Annotated in this window: 14 protein-coding genes and 1 riboswitch; of the genes, 1 reads left to right on the top strand and 13 read right to left on the bottom strand. The window is 27.2% G+C overall.

Going from position 1 to position 17527, the window contains the following annotated elements:
- Positions 1-292: 292 nt before the first annotated feature.
- From JNUCC81_RS08230 to JNUCC81_RS08195, 8 genes are all read right to left on the bottom strand, one after another.
- Positions 293-1462 (bottom strand): AI-2E family transporter, encoded by a 1170-nt coding sequence (locus JNUCC81_RS08230; protein WP_454096144.1) that lies wholly within the window; start codon positions 1460-1462, stop codon positions 293-295.
- Positions 1463-1686: 224 nt separating this feature from the next.
- The gene (locus JNUCC81_RS08225) at positions 1687-3030 is read right to left on the bottom strand and encodes a hypothetical protein (protein WP_454096143.1); all 1344 of its coding nucleotides are present in this window, start codon (positions 3028-3030) and stop codon (positions 1687-1689) included.
- A gap of 10 nt (positions 3031-3040) precedes the next feature.
- Positions 3041-3838 carry a hypothetical protein gene (locus tag JNUCC81_RS08220; protein ID WP_454096142.1) on the bottom strand — a complete coding sequence of 266 codons (798 nt, stop codon included), beginning with the start codon at positions 3836-3838 and terminating at the stop codon, positions 3041-3043.
- 102 nt (positions 3839-3940) lie between these two features.
- Positions 3941-5164: a hypothetical protein gene (locus tag JNUCC81_RS08215; RefSeq protein ID WP_454096141.1), complete on the bottom strand. Its 1224-nt coding sequence runs from the start codon at positions 5162-5164 to the stop codon at positions 3941-3943.
- Between the two features lie 9 nt (positions 5165-5173).
- Complete coding sequence (locus tag JNUCC81_RS08210) at positions 5174-5992, bottom strand: ABC transporter permease (protein ID WP_454096140.1); 819 nt, start codon at positions 5990-5992, stop codon at positions 5174-5176.
- Positions 5985-6701, bottom strand: coding sequence for an ATP-binding cassette domain-containing protein (locus JNUCC81_RS08205; RefSeq protein WP_454096139.1), 717 nt, complete (start codon positions 6699-6701; stop codon positions 5985-5987). Before JNUCC81_RS08205 ends, JNUCC81_RS08210 begins: the two co-directional genes overlap by 8 nt.
- Before the next feature lie 24 nt (positions 6702-6725).
- Entirely contained in the window at positions 6726-7082 is a 357-nt protein-coding gene (locus JNUCC81_RS08200; RefSeq protein WP_454096138.1) for a GntR family transcriptional regulator, read from the bottom strand.
- Positions 7083-7323: 241 nt separating this feature from the next.
- Positions 7324-12060, bottom strand: coding sequence for an endo-alpha-N-acetylgalactosaminidase family protein (locus JNUCC81_RS08195; protein WP_454096137.1), 4737 nt, complete (start codon positions 12058-12060; stop codon positions 7324-7326).
- A 266-nt stretch (positions 12061-12326) separates the two neighbouring features.
- Between JNUCC81_RS08195 and JNUCC81_RS08190 the strand changes: the two genes are divergently transcribed.
- Entirely contained in the window at positions 12327-13178 is an 852-nt protein-coding gene (locus JNUCC81_RS08190) for a hypothetical protein (RefSeq protein ID WP_454096136.1), read from the top strand.
- Between the two features lie 75 nt (positions 13179-13253).
- Here the strand turns inward: JNUCC81_RS08190 and thiE are convergent, their stop codons facing one another.
- The 5 genes from thiE to epsC form a co-directional block, all read right to left on the bottom strand.
- A complete protein-coding gene (gene thiE / locus JNUCC81_RS08185; RefSeq protein WP_454096135.1) occupies positions 13254-13886 on the bottom strand; it encodes a thiamine phosphate synthase in 633 nt (210 codons plus the stop codon).
- Positions 13879-14697, bottom strand: a complete 819-nt coding sequence (thiD, locus tag JNUCC81_RS08180; protein WP_454096134.1) for a bifunctional hydroxymethylpyrimidine kinase/phosphomethylpyrimidine kinase — start codon at positions 14695-14697, stop codon at positions 13879-13881. The genes thiE and thiD overlap by 8 nt, the downstream gene beginning before the upstream one ends.
- 233 nt (positions 14698-14930) lie before the next feature.
- Positions 14931-15025, bottom strand: a riboswitch (TPP riboswitch).
- A gap of 9 nt (positions 15026-15034) precedes the next feature.
- Positions 15035-15337 carry a GIY-YIG nuclease family protein gene (locus tag JNUCC81_RS08175; RefSeq protein ID WP_454096133.1) on the bottom strand — a complete coding sequence of 101 codons (303 nt, stop codon included), beginning with the start codon at positions 15335-15337 and terminating at the stop codon, positions 15035-15037.
- A gap of 234 nt (positions 15338-15571) precedes the next feature.
- Positions 15572-16936, bottom strand: coding sequence for a cation:dicarboxylate symporter family transporter (locus JNUCC81_RS08170; RefSeq protein ID WP_454096132.1), 1365 nt, complete (start codon positions 16934-16936; stop codon positions 15572-15574).
- 47 nt (positions 16937-16983) lie between these two features.
- Positions 16984-17523 carry a serine O-acetyltransferase EpsC gene (epsC, locus tag JNUCC81_RS08165; RefSeq protein ID WP_454096131.1) on the bottom strand — a complete coding sequence of 180 codons (540 nt, stop codon included), beginning with the start codon at positions 17521-17523 and terminating at the stop codon, positions 16984-16986.
- Positions 17524-17527 lie beyond the last annotated feature (4 nt).

Raw genomic sequence — 17527 nt, 5'->3', positions numbered from 1 at the left:
AAACAGATACACTAGCTAATAATATAGCTACTGATTTTTTAGATTTAATCATAATAGATTCCCTCTTTACTATAAATTATTTTTGGGAGTCATTTTCGGTATCGTTTCCAATTTTAATTATATACACTTGTGCATACGTTTGCAATAATTTTATTATTGTTTAGATAATTTTAAGAATAAAAAATAGAGGTATAAAATACACCTCTATTTTTATCATTAACTATATAAAGACAAAATACCATTAAAATCTGATATTTTACATTTTATAAGTTATTTTAAATCTACATAATTGTTACTTACTACTATAGTCTTTCGTATCTCTTGGCAATCCTTTTTTAGCTAATTTACCTTCAACAATATCTTTTATTACCGAGTAAATTATAGCAAATAATGGAACTCCTATTATCATTCCAACAAGTCCTAAAAACTTACCTGCAACAAGTAGTGAGAATAATATCCAAAATGCTGATATCCCTATAGAATCTCCTAATATCTTAGGTCCTATAATATTTCCATCTAATTGTTGTATTATAAATATTAATACTAAGAACCATATTACCTTTGTTGGATCTACAAATAGTATTATTATAGCCGATGGTATAGCACCAAAGAACGGCCCAAAGAATGGAATAATATTAGTTATACCTATAATCACAGATATTAATAAGGTATATGGCATTTTAAATATTGTAAGTAATACAAATGTTAAAACACCTATTATAACTGAATCTAATATCTTTCCACTTAAAAATTTACCAAAAGTGTCATTAGTTCTGTGCGCTAACTCAACTGCAACTTCTGCGTGTTGCTTATTAAACACTGCATAAGTTATTTTTTTACTTAGTGCACAGAATTTTTCTTTATCTATAAGTAGATAAATAGATACTACCAGTCCTATTACTATATTCCATATACTTGATGCTACCACCATTAAGGTATTTCCTAAAATTGGAATTAAATTCGTTGCTATTTTAATAACATAATTTACAAATTCATTCCATTTCTCAACTGCCATTCCTATGTATTCAGAGTCTACATTCATATTTTTTGTAATATCATTTAATACAGTACTTAAATTTGTTACATATGTTGGTATATCATTAACAAGCCCTGACACGCTATCAACTAATTGCGGAAGAACAAACTGTATAAATACATATATTAGTAAAAATGCAGCTATATATGTAAGAATTATACTAATTCCTCTTTTTGACTTGTGCTTAAGGCTTTTTAATTTATCAACCTTGTCCATTTTTTCTTCAATAAATGCCAATATAAAGTTTAAAAGGTATGCCATTACAAAACCTATTATAAATGGTTGCAGTATACCTATTATCTCGCTTAGCTTACTTGTAAAAGAACTCATTTGAGATAATATACTATAAAATAATATACTACAACAGATTACTATAAACGAATATACTGATACTGTAGTATACTTGTTATTCCAGTTTACTTTCATTTTTCCTCCTTGTATGTTACATCGTCTTTGTTATTATAATTATAACCATTAAAGTGGCTCTAGTGTCAATATAGTTTATTTTTTTTTCATAATAATTTCATATAAATATGTTATTTTATTAAATTTTATATTATCCTCTTATTTCTATAAAGACTTTTGAAACATTTATATTAAATAATTCCATATCATATATAATAAAAAGACTTATATAATATAAGTCTTTTTTAATAATTTCTAACTATAGATAATTTGTCTTCTATATTTCTATTTGAAGATATTATTTTGCCCTCATAAACTACTTTATTAATATTAGTATCAAATATTTTTATATCCACCGGTTTATTGCCTACAATTTCATATTGTTTTCCACTTTTATCTTTTCTTAATGTTCTAAATTTATCTTGGTACATAGTTATTATCTTTCCATCTAAATAATAAATCCTTTTTACACCCTCTTCATCATTAAAATCCTGACTGTAATTTATTTGAAAATTATATTTTTCTTCATTTATTAGATTTAGATTTGGCAATGAATAAACAAGTTTTGAAATATAATTTTCCTTATTCTTTACTATTATATTTAAATTATCGTTCTCTATATAATAATGTATTCTCTCTTTGAAAAGATCATATCCACTTTCACTTTTAGAACTCATAAATTCTTTACTTTCCATTAATTCATTTTTAGTTATATCATATATTATAAAATTACTGTAAGAATCTCCATCATTCTGTCTATCAATTTCTATATATATTTTATCTTTATTTATAAAGTTTATTCCACTAAGCCAATCATCTTCTTTTATACTTAACTCTCTTACTACTTCATACTTCTTTGAATTTATGTCTACTTTTAATATATATATATTTTCTCTTTTATTATCTTCTTCTGAATTAGTGAAATTTCTTAGTATCATGTATAAATTATTTTTATATATAAAATTGGCGTATACATCTTCAGATCCATTTTCATTATTTATATTAAAATCTTTATTTAAAGGTATTTTTATATTTTCTAATTTATTATTTTTCTTATTTATTTTTTCTATTTTTATATATTTATTTTTAGAATCTCCAAAATCATTACTTATATATGCATCCCCTATATAATTTTTATCTTCAAATAAATTTCTTGTATCTATATATGGATTACATAAAAGTTCTTTATATTTTTTATTGTAATTTAAGTAAATAGCATCTGTATTGTCATTATCTAACTTTGCTGTTTTCATTCTATCTTTATCTATTACTATTTCTTTATCATCTGAAACTGTTCCTAATGTATTTATTAATTTCGGAATAATTCTATTATTTTCCGGCATAAAATAAGCATACATACTATTTTCATCATGATTAGGATTGAAAAAATTATAATAAATTGGATATTGAAGTTGATTATAGTTTATACTTCTCGCTGGATTATATACAAAACTTATATCCCCTATAGCATCTCTATCTCCACTAATGTCTTTTAAAATAATTTTATCTTCATATGAATAGTTTAGTACCCCTACCATAATAATCATACTTAAACAGATTCCTATGATTCTTATTAAACCTCTTTTCATAATAACCCTCCTATAAATCTGTTTTATATAATAACTTATAACTTATAACTATATTTAAAATAGTAGTTATCAAACATATATATATATTTAATTGTAGAGAATATATATATATGTTATAAACTTTATAAAAAATAAATAGTAAATAAATAATCATTAATATACTTAAAATTAAATGTTTTACTTTTGATATATTTATATATTTGAAAAATAATATAACCATAAACAAAATCGATACTATACTAACTACAATTACTACATAATTATATATAAAACTATTAAAATTATATGGTAAAACAATAAAAAACTTATCTACTATAGATCGTACAAATCCAAAATTTTCTACATTGCCTTTCATCATAGGAGTCATTATCTTATATGCTGCAAATAAAGTTAAAACAAAGCTTATTACATACATATAAATCAGACATATTATATTTATAAATTTACTTATATAAATATTTATTTTATTTTGAGGTAACGTATATAAAGTATAGATGCTTTTATTTTTACCTATAAAATCTTTGTTCCATATTATTATTGAATATAACATGCAAACTAGAAGACCTATTAAAAATAATATTACCTCTGAATTGGTTATTAAGTTATCAAAACTTAAAATACCAACACTATTTACGTATAATTCTGAAACTTTAATCTTTCTAATTATTTTATCCATTATATAATTATAACTATTTAAATTCATTACTAATTTTCCAACTAACAAAACACAAAAAGTTAAAATTATGATAAGGTAATTTCTTATATTTCTTTTAAATTCAAAATCGAAAAGACTTAATATTTTCCCCATAGTATATCCCTCCTTTAATAATTTTTAATTAAAAATACTTGATATTGTATAGTTTCATCTCCATTCAAAATCTGAGTTTCATAAATTATTTTATTATTTTGTTTATTCATTTTGATTATCTACTTCTTTAAATTCTGTAGCCCAATTATTAGGATTTTGTATTATTTTCCCTTCATATGATATGTTTTGATTATTTCTATCTATAACATATAGCTTGTTTTTATCTTGCCATCCAGAAAAATAAAAATTACTTACATAAATATATATTTTTTCATTGTCCACTAAGCTTCCATGGATACTTCTTCCTCGGTCTTTATTTATATTTTTTTCTATTAAAATATCATTTTCAAAAGTTTTCTTATTGTTTATTAAATCATAACTTATATCACTTATTACTATATTTTCATTTATATCAGATGTAATTAAATTAAGTTTCCCCTCATCAAAGCTACTATCTATAACTTTTAAATATTCTTTTTCACTTATTGAATTAATACTATAAGTATTTTTATCTAAGTCGTAATCTAATAAATATAATTTACCTTGTTGTATAACCGAATCATCACCATTTTTTACATTTACAACTGAGTAAAACTTATTTTTATACTTTGTAGAATCTACCACACTTATTTCTAAGAATGGATACTTCTTATCTATCTCATCTATAAGTTCTATTTTCTTAACCAGCTCTAACTTATTTTCTTTTACATTCAGTCTAGAAATTTCAATTATATTGTTGTATGAGTACTCCTTGCAGTAATTACTCATTATATATAGATCCTCCTTATATCTATTAGAAGCTAATACTTTTATATCAGAAAAAATGTATATATCTTTAAAATCTAAATCGATTGTATTTCTTTTTATGTTTTTTTTATTTATATTTTGGTCAAATATAACATTATCTTTTCCTTGAGTTTGAAGTATTGTATTTTCATCTATTTTAATTATTTCATCATATATAAACTTTATATCTGTAGTATAATTCTCTTTTGTTCTTATGTACTCATATCCAATATTAGATATGTTATCATTTCCGCTTAGAACATCTATAAGATTAAATACTTTACTATTATTTTTTTCTCCATAGTATTTTGTTGGTATAGTTTGTTTTCTTGTATTTCCTTTTTCTAGTGTATATTGATTTATTATATATTTACTGCCTTCATTATTTTCATAACTTATTGCTAGATTATTTATTTCATTTATATTACCTTTCAAAGTTTTTATAGTTAATTTATCATTATTATTTCTAAGCGATAAAACTAAAAATAATAAAAACGTAAATACTATAACTACTATTGGTAGCTTTGATTTTAGATTCATTTTTCCCCCTTAAATATAAAACTTTTTATTTATTAGTTTATAGGACATATAGCTAAGTAATATTATAAAAAATGTACCTGATATAATATCTACCCCTATATTTCCTATATACTTAGCTCCTAAGTTACTATAAAAATCTCCTATATTTCTATAAATCATAATTTTACTTAGAATAATTACGTATAATCCAATAGTTATTATAAAAAAACTTTTATTCTTATTTTTAAAGCTTATTATAAATACTATTGCTGTAAATAATACGGATAGCTTTAAAACTAAACCTATGCCATAAATCATGATAAAATCTATCATATTTGTAGGCACATTATAATAAGTAGATAAATATGATAAGTCTTCAAACAATGATGTGGGTATTATCCCTATATTCCTAAACATTATATTAAATATATTTTTAGATATAAAAAGTATTATAATTTGAGTTATTAATACTCCATAAATCATAACTATACTCGATACCATTTTAGATAAGTAGAGATTAAACTTATTACACGGAATCATCTTCAAAGTATAAACACTATTTTGAGTATATTCTCTTACCCAAGTATAAATTGAATATATAAATATTCCTATTATGCTAAGTCCCATAATATTAGGTAGATAGGAGTTATTATATATAATTGAGATTCCATAAAATATTCCATCAAAATTATCCTTAATTTTTTCAACTATACTAAATCTATCTTGAAATCTATTAATCTGAATTATATTTAATCCAAGCATTATAGCTGATAAAATACTTAAGTATACTAAATAAAATTTACTATTTCTTTTTAGCTCCATATTAGTAAGTGCAAGAAGCTTATTCATATTTATAAACCTCCCTCATCTTATCTATTATGGATTTACCTTCATTTTCTCTTATATCCTCGGCATTAAATATTGATACTACTTTTCCGTCTTCAAGTAGTATTACATCATCTACTAATCCTTCTATTTCATCAATTTCATGAGTTGTTATAACTATGGCTTGATCTTCTTTCATATACTTTGTTATTGCTCTTAAAAATTCTTCTCTTTTAAAAATATCTATTCCTGAAAATGGTTCATCTAAAAGTATATAATCTGCATCTTGGCAAAATCCTAGTATTATTCTTACTCTTGCTACACTCCCTTTAGATAAATCATCTATTACAGAATTTATATCTAACTTAAACATGTTTATCATGTCATTTGCTTTATCTGCATTCCAGTTTTTATAAAAAGTTTCCATAAACTCAAAGCTATCTTTTATTGTTATTCCGCTAAAATGAGTATTTATATCCGGTACAAATGCTAGTTTGTCATATGTAGAATTGCTTAGCTTTTCTCCATCTATTAAAATTTCGCCCTTATCAATTTGAATAAGTCCACTTATAGCTTTCAAAGTTGTTGATTTACCTACTCCATTTATACCAAGTAATGCAGTTATTTTCCCCTTTTCTATATTAAAACTCACATTATCTAAAGCCTTAATTTTTTTTACTTTTAAACTTTTCACCTTAGTGTAAGTTTTACTAACCTTTTTTACCTCTATCATTTTTACTCCTCCAAACTTAAATTCTTAATATTTTTCGCTTATAATTTCAATCACTTCTTCTTTTGTTACTTTTATAGCTTTCATATTTTCTATAAATACTTCTAACGACTCATTTATTAATTCCATTTTTATATTTCTAAGTATATTTTCATCAGTAGTTATATTACTTTGGTAATTTTTAAATGTATTTATTATCCCCATATCTCCCATCTCCTTATACGCTCTTTGTACTGTATTTAAATTAACATTTAATTCTAATGCCATCTCTCTTCTAGATGGTACTGTATCGCCTGGATTCAATTCCCCTATTACTATTTGCTGTTTTATGTATTTAATAATTTGCAGATATATAGGAGATTTATTATCTAATTCAAACTTCATATTACCTCCTAAACCAGTGTATCAATCAATTAATACACTAATTTCAAAATTTTTTAGTGTATTATGTAATTAATACACTTTATATAAAAATTTTTGATAAGATGTATTAATTACATAATACACTTTATCCGAAATTTTTCTTCTCAAGTGTATTATACGATTAATACACACACTTTGTAAATATATTTTTTGTTTATTATAATAAAAATGGCCCTTGCTATAAGCAAAGACCATTTTTATATTATTTCTTTTCTACGTTTATTAAAACTTCATTTGAAGTTATAGTTTTTCCATCTAAAATTACCTTAACAGATAATTTTGTGCTACCCTTAGAATTGCCTATTATCTTTCCATTTTCTATTGAAGCAACCCTTTTATTTGAAATATTATATTCAACCTTAGCATCTTTTAAATTTACACTTTCTCCATTATCTTTTAATGCATTAGTATAAATTTCAACAGATTGACCAACTTTTAAGTTATTAGTTATAGTATTTAAATTTACATACTTTAACTTAGGGTTTTTTATTGATTGCTTATTTTCTTTTATATATAAATTATCTAATATCAGCTCTACAGGTTTTCCTTCAAAAGAATTTTTATCTATTGAGATATAATAATCATCTACATTTCCTGTAGTGAACTTATGACTTATTTCCTTTGCATTAGTAAGCTTATCTCCTGATACATTAGTTGTGTCTAGAGGAATATTAACTAAAACCCCTTGTGATTTCGATTTGATATTTATACTATATCCAGGTTTAGCATCTGCTAATGAGTATATAAATCCAAGTTCATAAGTTTTATTTTTATCTAATTTTAGCGTAGCTTCTTCAGTTACTATCATTTCACCATTTTCATTTGGCTGTTGATTTGTTTTCAATGAAAATCTTCCATCAAGAACCCAATGTTTATATTGTCTTTCTAAAAGATCTCTTTCTGCTAAATGAGTTCTATTTGAATTCCCTCTATTTTCTTCTAAATAAAACGGCCCTATACCTTCATCTACATTTTCAAAATCTTCATATAGTACATATCCATCCTTATTTGTATGACCTGGATGCTTCCATATTCTAAAATCATCTACATACACTTTTGAATCTTTACTTCCTTTTCCTACTTCTAGAGAAACTTCTGCTACTTTTTTCCCTTTTGGTACTGTAAACTCAACTTCCATTCTAGTAAATGTGTCTTCTCTAAATTTAACTGCTTGACCTGCTCTTTTTTTAGAAGATTGATTTATTTCAGCTTCTACTTCTACATCCCCACATTCAACTTCTAGACTTATTTTTCTCTTATCGTCGTTTTTAACCCATGCTGATACTGAGTATGTTGCACCTTCTTCAAGTCCTTTTATTTTTTGAGATATCTCAGCATCTGCGCCATTATTTCCACTTATTTTAACTATATCATTTCCTTTTCTTCTTTCAATTGACTCATTTATAATTTGTATATGATTAGTATTTTTAGCATCAGATTCCTTTTTCCAAATCTTCCAAGATTGAGAGTCAAATCCTGGATCTTTTATTTCTGATCCATATCCCCAATCATCTACCCTTTTTTCTTTAGTTTTGCCTTTTGTAACTAGATATGGTGTATCCTGCTTTACATCAAGAGTAACTTTTCCATTTTCAACTTTAACTTCTTTAACATAAGTTTTTCCTAAGTCACTTAATTCATAAAGTTTAACTGTATTTAAATTTTTCCAATTATCTGGGAGTTTCCACTCTGATTTTGTTCCTAATGGATTCCAATGATAAATTTTTTCATCTTCTTTCACTGGATCCCATGGTAAAAATAATTGAGTTTTCCCAATTCCAGTTTCACCTATTGAGTTTTTAGGTGTAGTTGCAACTAATCTATCGTCTCTATAATAATTTATATTTGTCCCTTCTTCCAAAGCCTTTACTCCATTTTCAAATAATACCTCTTTATCACTCATTTTCATTATAGGGAAATGTTGTAAATACTTAGTTGGTAATACTTGATTATAAAATACTCCTACACCAAATTCTCCTTCTACATCATGTCTATCTCCCCACCCTCCAGATAATAAGTGTTTATTACCTTTCAATAATGGATTTGCTAAGAATGAATCTTGAGTGTCATTTTTTATAAATCTCATTATATTACTTGCGTTACCTTTATTAGGGTAAGCTGGATCGCCTCCCCAGTGAGTCCATACTGCATCTTGTTCTAGTGGTCCATTCATTTCTGTTGCAAGCATATAGTCTAGATCATGGACCTTTTGTGCTAATTTATTTGCATTCCATCCATTTCCTGTATAGACATCAACATATACCCATCCTAAATCTGGAGCATCTTTCTTTAACATATCTAATCTTCTATACAATTCTCCACTTGTTATATCTTTTCTTTGGTCTACATAGAAAGTTTTGTCCATCCATGCCCATCCTGGAGCATTTTCATTTACTAACTCTTTTGGATATTCAAATGCATCCCTTGCATACTCTGTAGCATTTATATGAACTCCTATTTTAGCATTATATTTTTTTCCTTCATTAATTAAAGTGTTAAAATCTTTTACTCCACCTTGTCTTATGCCTATATGTCCACCATAATCTGGATGAGAGTCATCATGACCTTCAGCCTGATATCCTTTATGTAGGACTAATTGACCAAAATTATCTGTATAATTAGAAATCTTTTTAACCATATCTAAAGATCTTAAGAATGGATTTTGTGTATAACCAATGTTCATATCTATATATGAAAGATTATTTTTTATATCTTCTCCACCTTTTGATATCTTCATATTTTTTCTGTAGTGAATAGCTGCATCTTGCCAATCTACTATATTATCATTATTAGCATCTTTTGTTATAATAACTTCTGACCAAGGTAACTCTTCTTCTGCTTTATATCCATCTGGCATTTTTAATTCTTCTCTGTAAGTCCATGTTCCATTTCCTATTCCAGTTTTTTTGTACCCATTTCTATTTTCAGTTGACAAAACTACTCTATTTCCACCTTCTATAACATTGTTATTTACAGTTATTGCAAAGTCATCATTATTTATAAATGCATAAGTCTTTCCTTTTGATGAAGCTTCTAGATCTTTAACATCTTTAAATTCTTCTATTATATTGTTCCAGTCTCCAGTTGTTAAAACTGATGCTGTTTTACCATTTTGGTTGCTTTGCACTGATGCTAAGCTATGATTTGGGAAATTTATAGTTTTAACTTTTGTAGTTGATTCCTTTATATCAGTTACTTCCATTCTTAGTTTATTATTATTAATATTCATCTTAAGAGTTATTGTAACTCCAATTTCTTCAATAGCTAAATTATATATAGTTTCATTATTTAAAGTTTTACATGTAACTTTAGGAATATATTTTTCTCCATTCACTTCCATTATGTATAGCTGCTCATTTTCCCCTATTAAAGTAGATCCGTCTTCTTTCCATTCATATCTTAATACCCTTGGAAAATTATTATCTAATACTACTTTCATTGTACTTGATTCTATTACCTGTTCCTGTGTTTCTCCAAGTTCTGGAGGTAAAAGTGGTAAAATTTCCTCAACTTTTACATTAGATAGTGTTACATTTTTATTTCCAAACCAACCATGTAAGCCTATTTTACCTGCTTTTGATGGTAAATTAGATATAGATTGTGATCCAACAAGTTCATTACCTATCCATAATGATACATTACTATCTTGTACTTTTAGTTTTAATCTATATGTTTTGTCTTTTTCAAGTTTTACTGAACTTCCTCCAAATGATCCATATTGACCTTCTCCATTTTTCCATACCCAACTTCCATTATCATAACAAATAGCTCCCCATTGAGCATCTGATAAATGTCTAAATGTAAGTCCTATTCTTCCATCATTTGTGTTGTATTTAAAATCTGTCTCATATGTAAAATCTTTTAAATTTGGAGATTTTTCATCAACTGCTAATGATTTACCATTCATTCCAATAGTTACAGAGTTATTGTTATAAGATATACTTCCTCCACCTTGAGTAGTTTTCCATCCTTGATTATCTACTAAATTAAAATCTGGTTCATATATAACGCCATCTTCTTTAACTTCTACATTGGCAACAGCTTTTAATTCTGTACCTACTATACTTCCTTCTACTTTAAAAGTTCCTGCTTTTGAGTATAACTTTGGATCTATATAATCCCAAGCTACGTTTGCATTTCCTGTTGCTCCATTATTGTATGATACCTTTACTTTAGAAGGCAATTCTGGTTTCATTCTTTTAAATGTTTTAACATTTACTTCTTCTATCTTTTCAATTTTTATATCAGGTGCTTGTCCATCACCTAAGCTTCCTACTGGACCATATTTTATATAATCTACAGAAGTAGTTTTTGAATTATACCAACTTCTATATCCTACTTTTCCTTCTTGTACTGATATTATGTCTACAACTTCATCAAAGTACTTTTCACCATTAATATTTACAGTAAGTTTATTACCTATAAATGTTACCTTTAAAACAGCCCAGTCTTCTGGTTGAATTTCAGGTCCTTTAAATGTTTTATATGTACTTTCATTAAAAATTACCCATGTATCTTTACTATCATAAGCGATACCTGCATGTTTTGATTCATCTGCTCTAAATAGTACCCCAAATCTTCCTGAGTTTTCTTTACTAACTTGGAATCTACATTCTAGCTCTCCATCTTCTAAAATATTAGATTCATTTTCTATAAACCTATAATCGCCATTATTTGTAACACTTAAAAATCCATTTTCTGCATCTACTGTTCCTCTATCTTTTAAACTCGTCCATGTAATACCTTCTGGCCTATCATAATTTTGTATATAAGCCTTATTTGTCTCACTAATAGGTGTTATTTCTTCTACATTTTGTTGATTTATAACTTGTGGAGTAAAATTACCTTGTGCAAATACTTGTATCGGCATATTACTGACAATAGTTGCACCTGCTAAAATTATAGATAACTTCTTATAAATTTTTGCTCTTTTCCTCATATATTCTCCTCCCTACACCCTTTAAGAAAACACTTTCCAACTTGTCTTTATTATTATTATATATTTTTTAATATGGAAATTTTCTCCTTATATATGTATATATTTTACTTATTATCTATCTTTGATTTAAATTAACTCTATATTTTTTTATATAATAAATATTCTAATATTGATTAATTTGATATTCTATGTCCCATTTTTGCCATCTAAATCATATATCTATATTGTGTAGTAATACTACAAATTTTTAAACAGGAGTGTTGTATATGAGTAAAGACTGGATGTGTAACAATAATTGTACAAAGCCTTGTTATTCTAGCACACATAAGCATTGTGATAAATCATCTAAGTGTGATAGCAAACCTATAAAAAGTAAAAAGTCTTGTGGATGTTCTACTATGGATCAAGGTATGTGTCCTACGTTTGTATATCCTATAAATTTTTCAGATTTTCAAATTTATAGCTTATTATGTGATTGTATAGGGAAAATGGTGGGGTTAAAATTAGAAGATAGTGATTGTATATTAAGACTACGTATTTGTCAGGTAAATCAATTTGCCGTGATGGGTAAAACTTGCTCTGGTAAAGGTCCTATATATGTAAAAATAAGTTCAATACAATATATAGACTTTGGAAAAGAAATTTATGTTAATCCATTATGTAATGTAGGAACATCTGTTGGTGTTCCAGGACCACAAGGTCCTATAGGTCCTCAAGGTCCTGCCGGTAAACCTGGTAAGCCTGGCGCTATGGGTCCTATGGGTCCTCAAGGTCTTCCTGGAAAATCTGGTAAACAAGGTGCTAAAGGTGAGATGGGTCCTATGGGTATGGCCGGCATGCCTGGCCTTCAAGGTACTACTGGTCCTATGGGTTCTCAAGGTCCGGCTGGTTCTCAAGGTGCTACTGGTCCTATGGGTCCTCAAGGTCCGGCTGGACCTCAAGGTGCTACTGGTCCTATGGGTCCGGCTGGCCCACAAGGACCTACTGGTCCTCAGGGTGCTGCTGGTACTGCTGGTAAACCAGGTCCTAAGGGAGCAACTGGTGCTGCTGGTACTATTCCTACTCAAGTTAAAGAAAAGTATCTTCCACCTTCTAAAAAATTACCTTATAAAAAATAGTTTTGTATATTGAAAATAAAAAAAGGAAGCTATATAGCTTCCTTTTTTTATTTTCAATAAGTTTTGGTACATGTTCTAGATAATTGAAATAAACCTCTTAGTTTCTAAATATATATCGTCTTTTTTTAATATAGCTGACACAATAGCATATCCATCGCTACCTAATTCTTTTAATTCTTTAATTTTATCTATACTTATTCCACCAATTAAAACTATTGGTATATCTATATTTTTTCTTATTTCTTTGACTGTATTAAATTTAATACATTTTGCATCTAATTTAGTTGATGTATTATACATGGCGCCTACACCTATATAATCTGCACCATCTAACTTTGCCTTTTGTGCTTGCTCTATTGTTTTAGCTGATACACCTATAATTTTATCTTCATCTAATAACTTTCTAGCCAGACTAGCATCTATATCATTTTGACCAACGTGAACTCCATCTGCATCGCTGAGAATTGCTATATCTAATCTGTCATTTATTATTAATAGGGCATCATATTTTTTAGTTAACTTTCTTAACTTAATTGCCCTTTCTAAAAATTCTTTACCTGATGCATTTTTTTCTCTTAATTGGACTATTTTAACTCCGCCTTTTATAGCATCTTCTATACTTTCATAAAAATCCTTATTCTTTAAAATCTCCGAATCAGTAACTAAATATAATTTTAAATATTCTTTTAGTTTCTCTTTATTAAACATACTCTACCTCACTAGCTTTATCAAATTTATAGAAATGATGTACTGGTCCTACTCCATGACCTATATCAAAACTATTTTCTATAGCCTTTGTTATATAATCCTTACTAAGTTTAACTGAGTCTTTAATGTCATATCCTAATGCTAGGTAAGATGCAATTGCTGAAGATAATGTACATCCTGTTCCATGTGTATTTTTTCTGTCAAACCTTTTACTTTTGTAGACTTCAAATGTATCTTTCCCTATTAAAATATCTACTGCATCACCTTCTAAATGCCCACCTTTCATTAGTACATATTTAGGTCCCATTTTTAAAATTTCCTCTCCTGCTAGTTTCATATCTTTAGTATTTTTTATTTCTATTTTTGTTATTTCTTGAGCTTCTTCTGTATTAGGTGTTATTATATATGCCATTGGAATTAAATACTTTATTAAATTTTCTTGTGCTTGTGCTTTTAGCAACGAATATCCACTTTTAGATATCATAACAGGATCCACTACCAAATATTTTGGATTGTATTTTTTTAAAGTTCTTGCTATTTCTAATATGATTTCAGGGCTACTTACCATTCCTATTTTTACAGATTTGGGAACTATATCGTCAAATACAGTTTCAATTTGATTTCTTATTATATCATTACTTAATTCTTCTACTGCAAATACGCCTTGCGTATTTTGAGCTGTTATTGCTGTTATAACACTCATTCCATATGTTCCTATTGCACTAAATGTTTTTAAATCGGCTTGTACACCTGCTCCCCCTGATGAATCCGAACCTGCTATTGTAAGTGTTGGTATTCTATATTTTTGCATAAACATATCCCCCTTATCTTAGTTATAAAAAATTTGCTTTGCTCATGTCGCTCAAGTGTTTCGCCCACACGTGGCTCAAACGACCTAAAGACCAGGTCCGTTGCTCAAGTTTAGATGATAGTAAATTATAACTTATCCACGAAACAGATAAATTATAATTTACTTATAATTTAAAAAAGCTATACCTAATTTAGGTATAGCTTGACTACATAGTTATAAATATATAATATATTATATTTATGTATAAGCTTTCCTACGCTGGCATTATCCAGATCAGGTATAAGGGTCAGTTGTTACTTCTCAGCCATTGGCTCCCCTAGCTATTATATCTATTAATTTATATTATATCAGATCCAAGTGAATAGTCTGAACTATTTTCAAGTTCTTCTATAAACTCATTTGGACTTTCTATTATCTTTAGCTTTTTATTTCTAGATTGCTTTTTTATATAACTTTCCAACTTCATTGCTTTACTTCTGCTATTACTTGCAAAGTATACTTCTAGCTTTTCAAATCCTTTACTTTTTGTATATTTGCTATTTATACCAGTTTCATGTTCTTTCATTCTTCTTAATATATTATTTGTGTATCCCGTATATAAAGAATTATCCTTACATCTTATTATATATGTAAAATGCATATTCTACCTCATCTATATTATTGTATAGTTAAATAATACTATATAAAATCATATATTTAAAGTAATTATTATTTTTATGATAATTACTTTAAATACAAGTTCAACACTTTATACTCATATTTCTTAGGAATGTTCTTAAATGCTTTAATATTAAAAAACAGGCTAGTGATAATTATCAGTAGCCTGTTTAGGTTGTTTATCTTTTATATTTAAATATTTAATAAATGATATATCTTATTTTTTATTTTTATCTATTTTATTAAATGAATTTGCAACAGTCACTGCTGATGTCATACTACCATTTACATTAAGCATAGTACGACCCATATCTAATATAGGATCTATAGCTAATATACCTCCTGCAAGTGGGAAATATGCTCCCATTCCCATACCTGATATTACAACTGATACAGCCATAGCAGCTGTTCCTGGTATTCCAGCTATTCCTAGCGAACTAATTGTCACTACAATTATTAACATTGCATAGAAACTAAAATCCATAGGCGTACCTGACATATTTGCAATAGTTACTGCCATTAATGCTGGATAAATACCTGCACATCCATTCATCCCCATATTAGAGCCTAAACTAGCTACAAAACTTGCTATACCCTCATCCATTTTAACATTATCAGTTAAAGCTTCTATTGTTACAGGAAGTGTACCTACACTTGATCTTGATGTGAATGCCAGTATAAGAGGTTTTGAAACATTTTTTATATATTTTATAGGGTTTATTCCATTTAAACTTATTATAATTAAATGTATTATAAACATTATAAATACACTTACATATAAAGCTACTATAAAATCTATTACACCAAATATAGAGCTAATTCCACGACCTACTATTGTATTTGCCATAAGAGCTATGACTGCGTATGGCATAAATTTTATAACAGTTATAGATACGCTAACAATTATTTTATAAAAAGCTTCTATTAAATCTACAAAAGGTTTTATCACATCTGAATATTTTTTATTTAATCTTTTTATAGCTAAACCAATAAATGCTGCAAATATCACTACGGCTACTATATTAGAATCAGCCATTACTTTTACTGGATTTGATGGTAATAAACTTCTTAGTGTATCTACTACGGGAGTTATTTCTTTCATTTCTCCACTTGCCACTGCAACTTGTTGTCCAACCCCCAATTTAAATAAATTACCTATGATAATTCCTATAATTGCTGCTACTGCAGTTGTACCAAGTAACATTATTATTGTTCTTGCAGTTAGCTTATTTATATCTTCGCCTTCTTTTAAGTTCATAATAACTCTTATTATTGATACAAATACAATTGGAACTACAAGCATTTTTAATATGTCCATAAATCCGTATCCTATAAGTCCATACCACTTGTTTACTTCAGTTAACCATATTACTGTACTTGGATCTTTGGGGAATTTTGCAACCCATTGAATTACTACTCCTAATCCTATACCTAATAAAGTAGATATTATCATTAGTTTTGTGAAATTTACTTTTTTACTTAATTTTTGTGTTATAAAAAATAGTCCTATTAGTACTATTATTGAAACTATTGTAAATATATTTGTTATCATTATAAATTGTGAAAAAAATGTAGCGTCCATATTATTACCTTCCTTTATCTTATGTTAATCTATCGTTTCACTTAAAATCATTTTAGTGTGATTTTTATATCTTCCTTTATCTTTACAACTTTTCCAGGAATTCCAACTACTGTAGCTCCATTAGGTACATCTTTTAGTACTACTGAGTTTGCTCCAATTTTAACTTTTGAACCTATTGTTATAGGCCCTAGTACTTTTGATCCAGATCCTATTATTACATCATCTAAAACTGTTGGATGTCTTTTACCTTTGTCTTTCCCTGTACCACCTAATGTTGTACCATGATATATTGTCACTCTATTTCCAACCTCAGCTGTTTCACCAATAACAACACCCATACCATGGTCTATTAAAATTCCTTCGCCTAAGGTAGCTCCTGGATGTATTTCTATACCTGTAAGAAATCTTGCTATTTGGGATATTAATCTAGCTGTGAAAAATAATTTATGCTTATATAGAAAATGTGAAAATATATGCATTATTCTTGCATGGATGGATGGATATAATAAAAATACTTCTATCTTTGATCTTGCTGCTGGATCATTTTCCATTATATACTCTATATCTTTATTTATTTTCCTAAACATTTAT

The organism is Faecalimicrobium sp. JNUCC 81 (assembly GCF_053667625.1).
The sequence above is the reverse complement of the archived record's forward strand: the minus strand, read 5'-3'. Positions and strand labels throughout refer to the sequence as shown.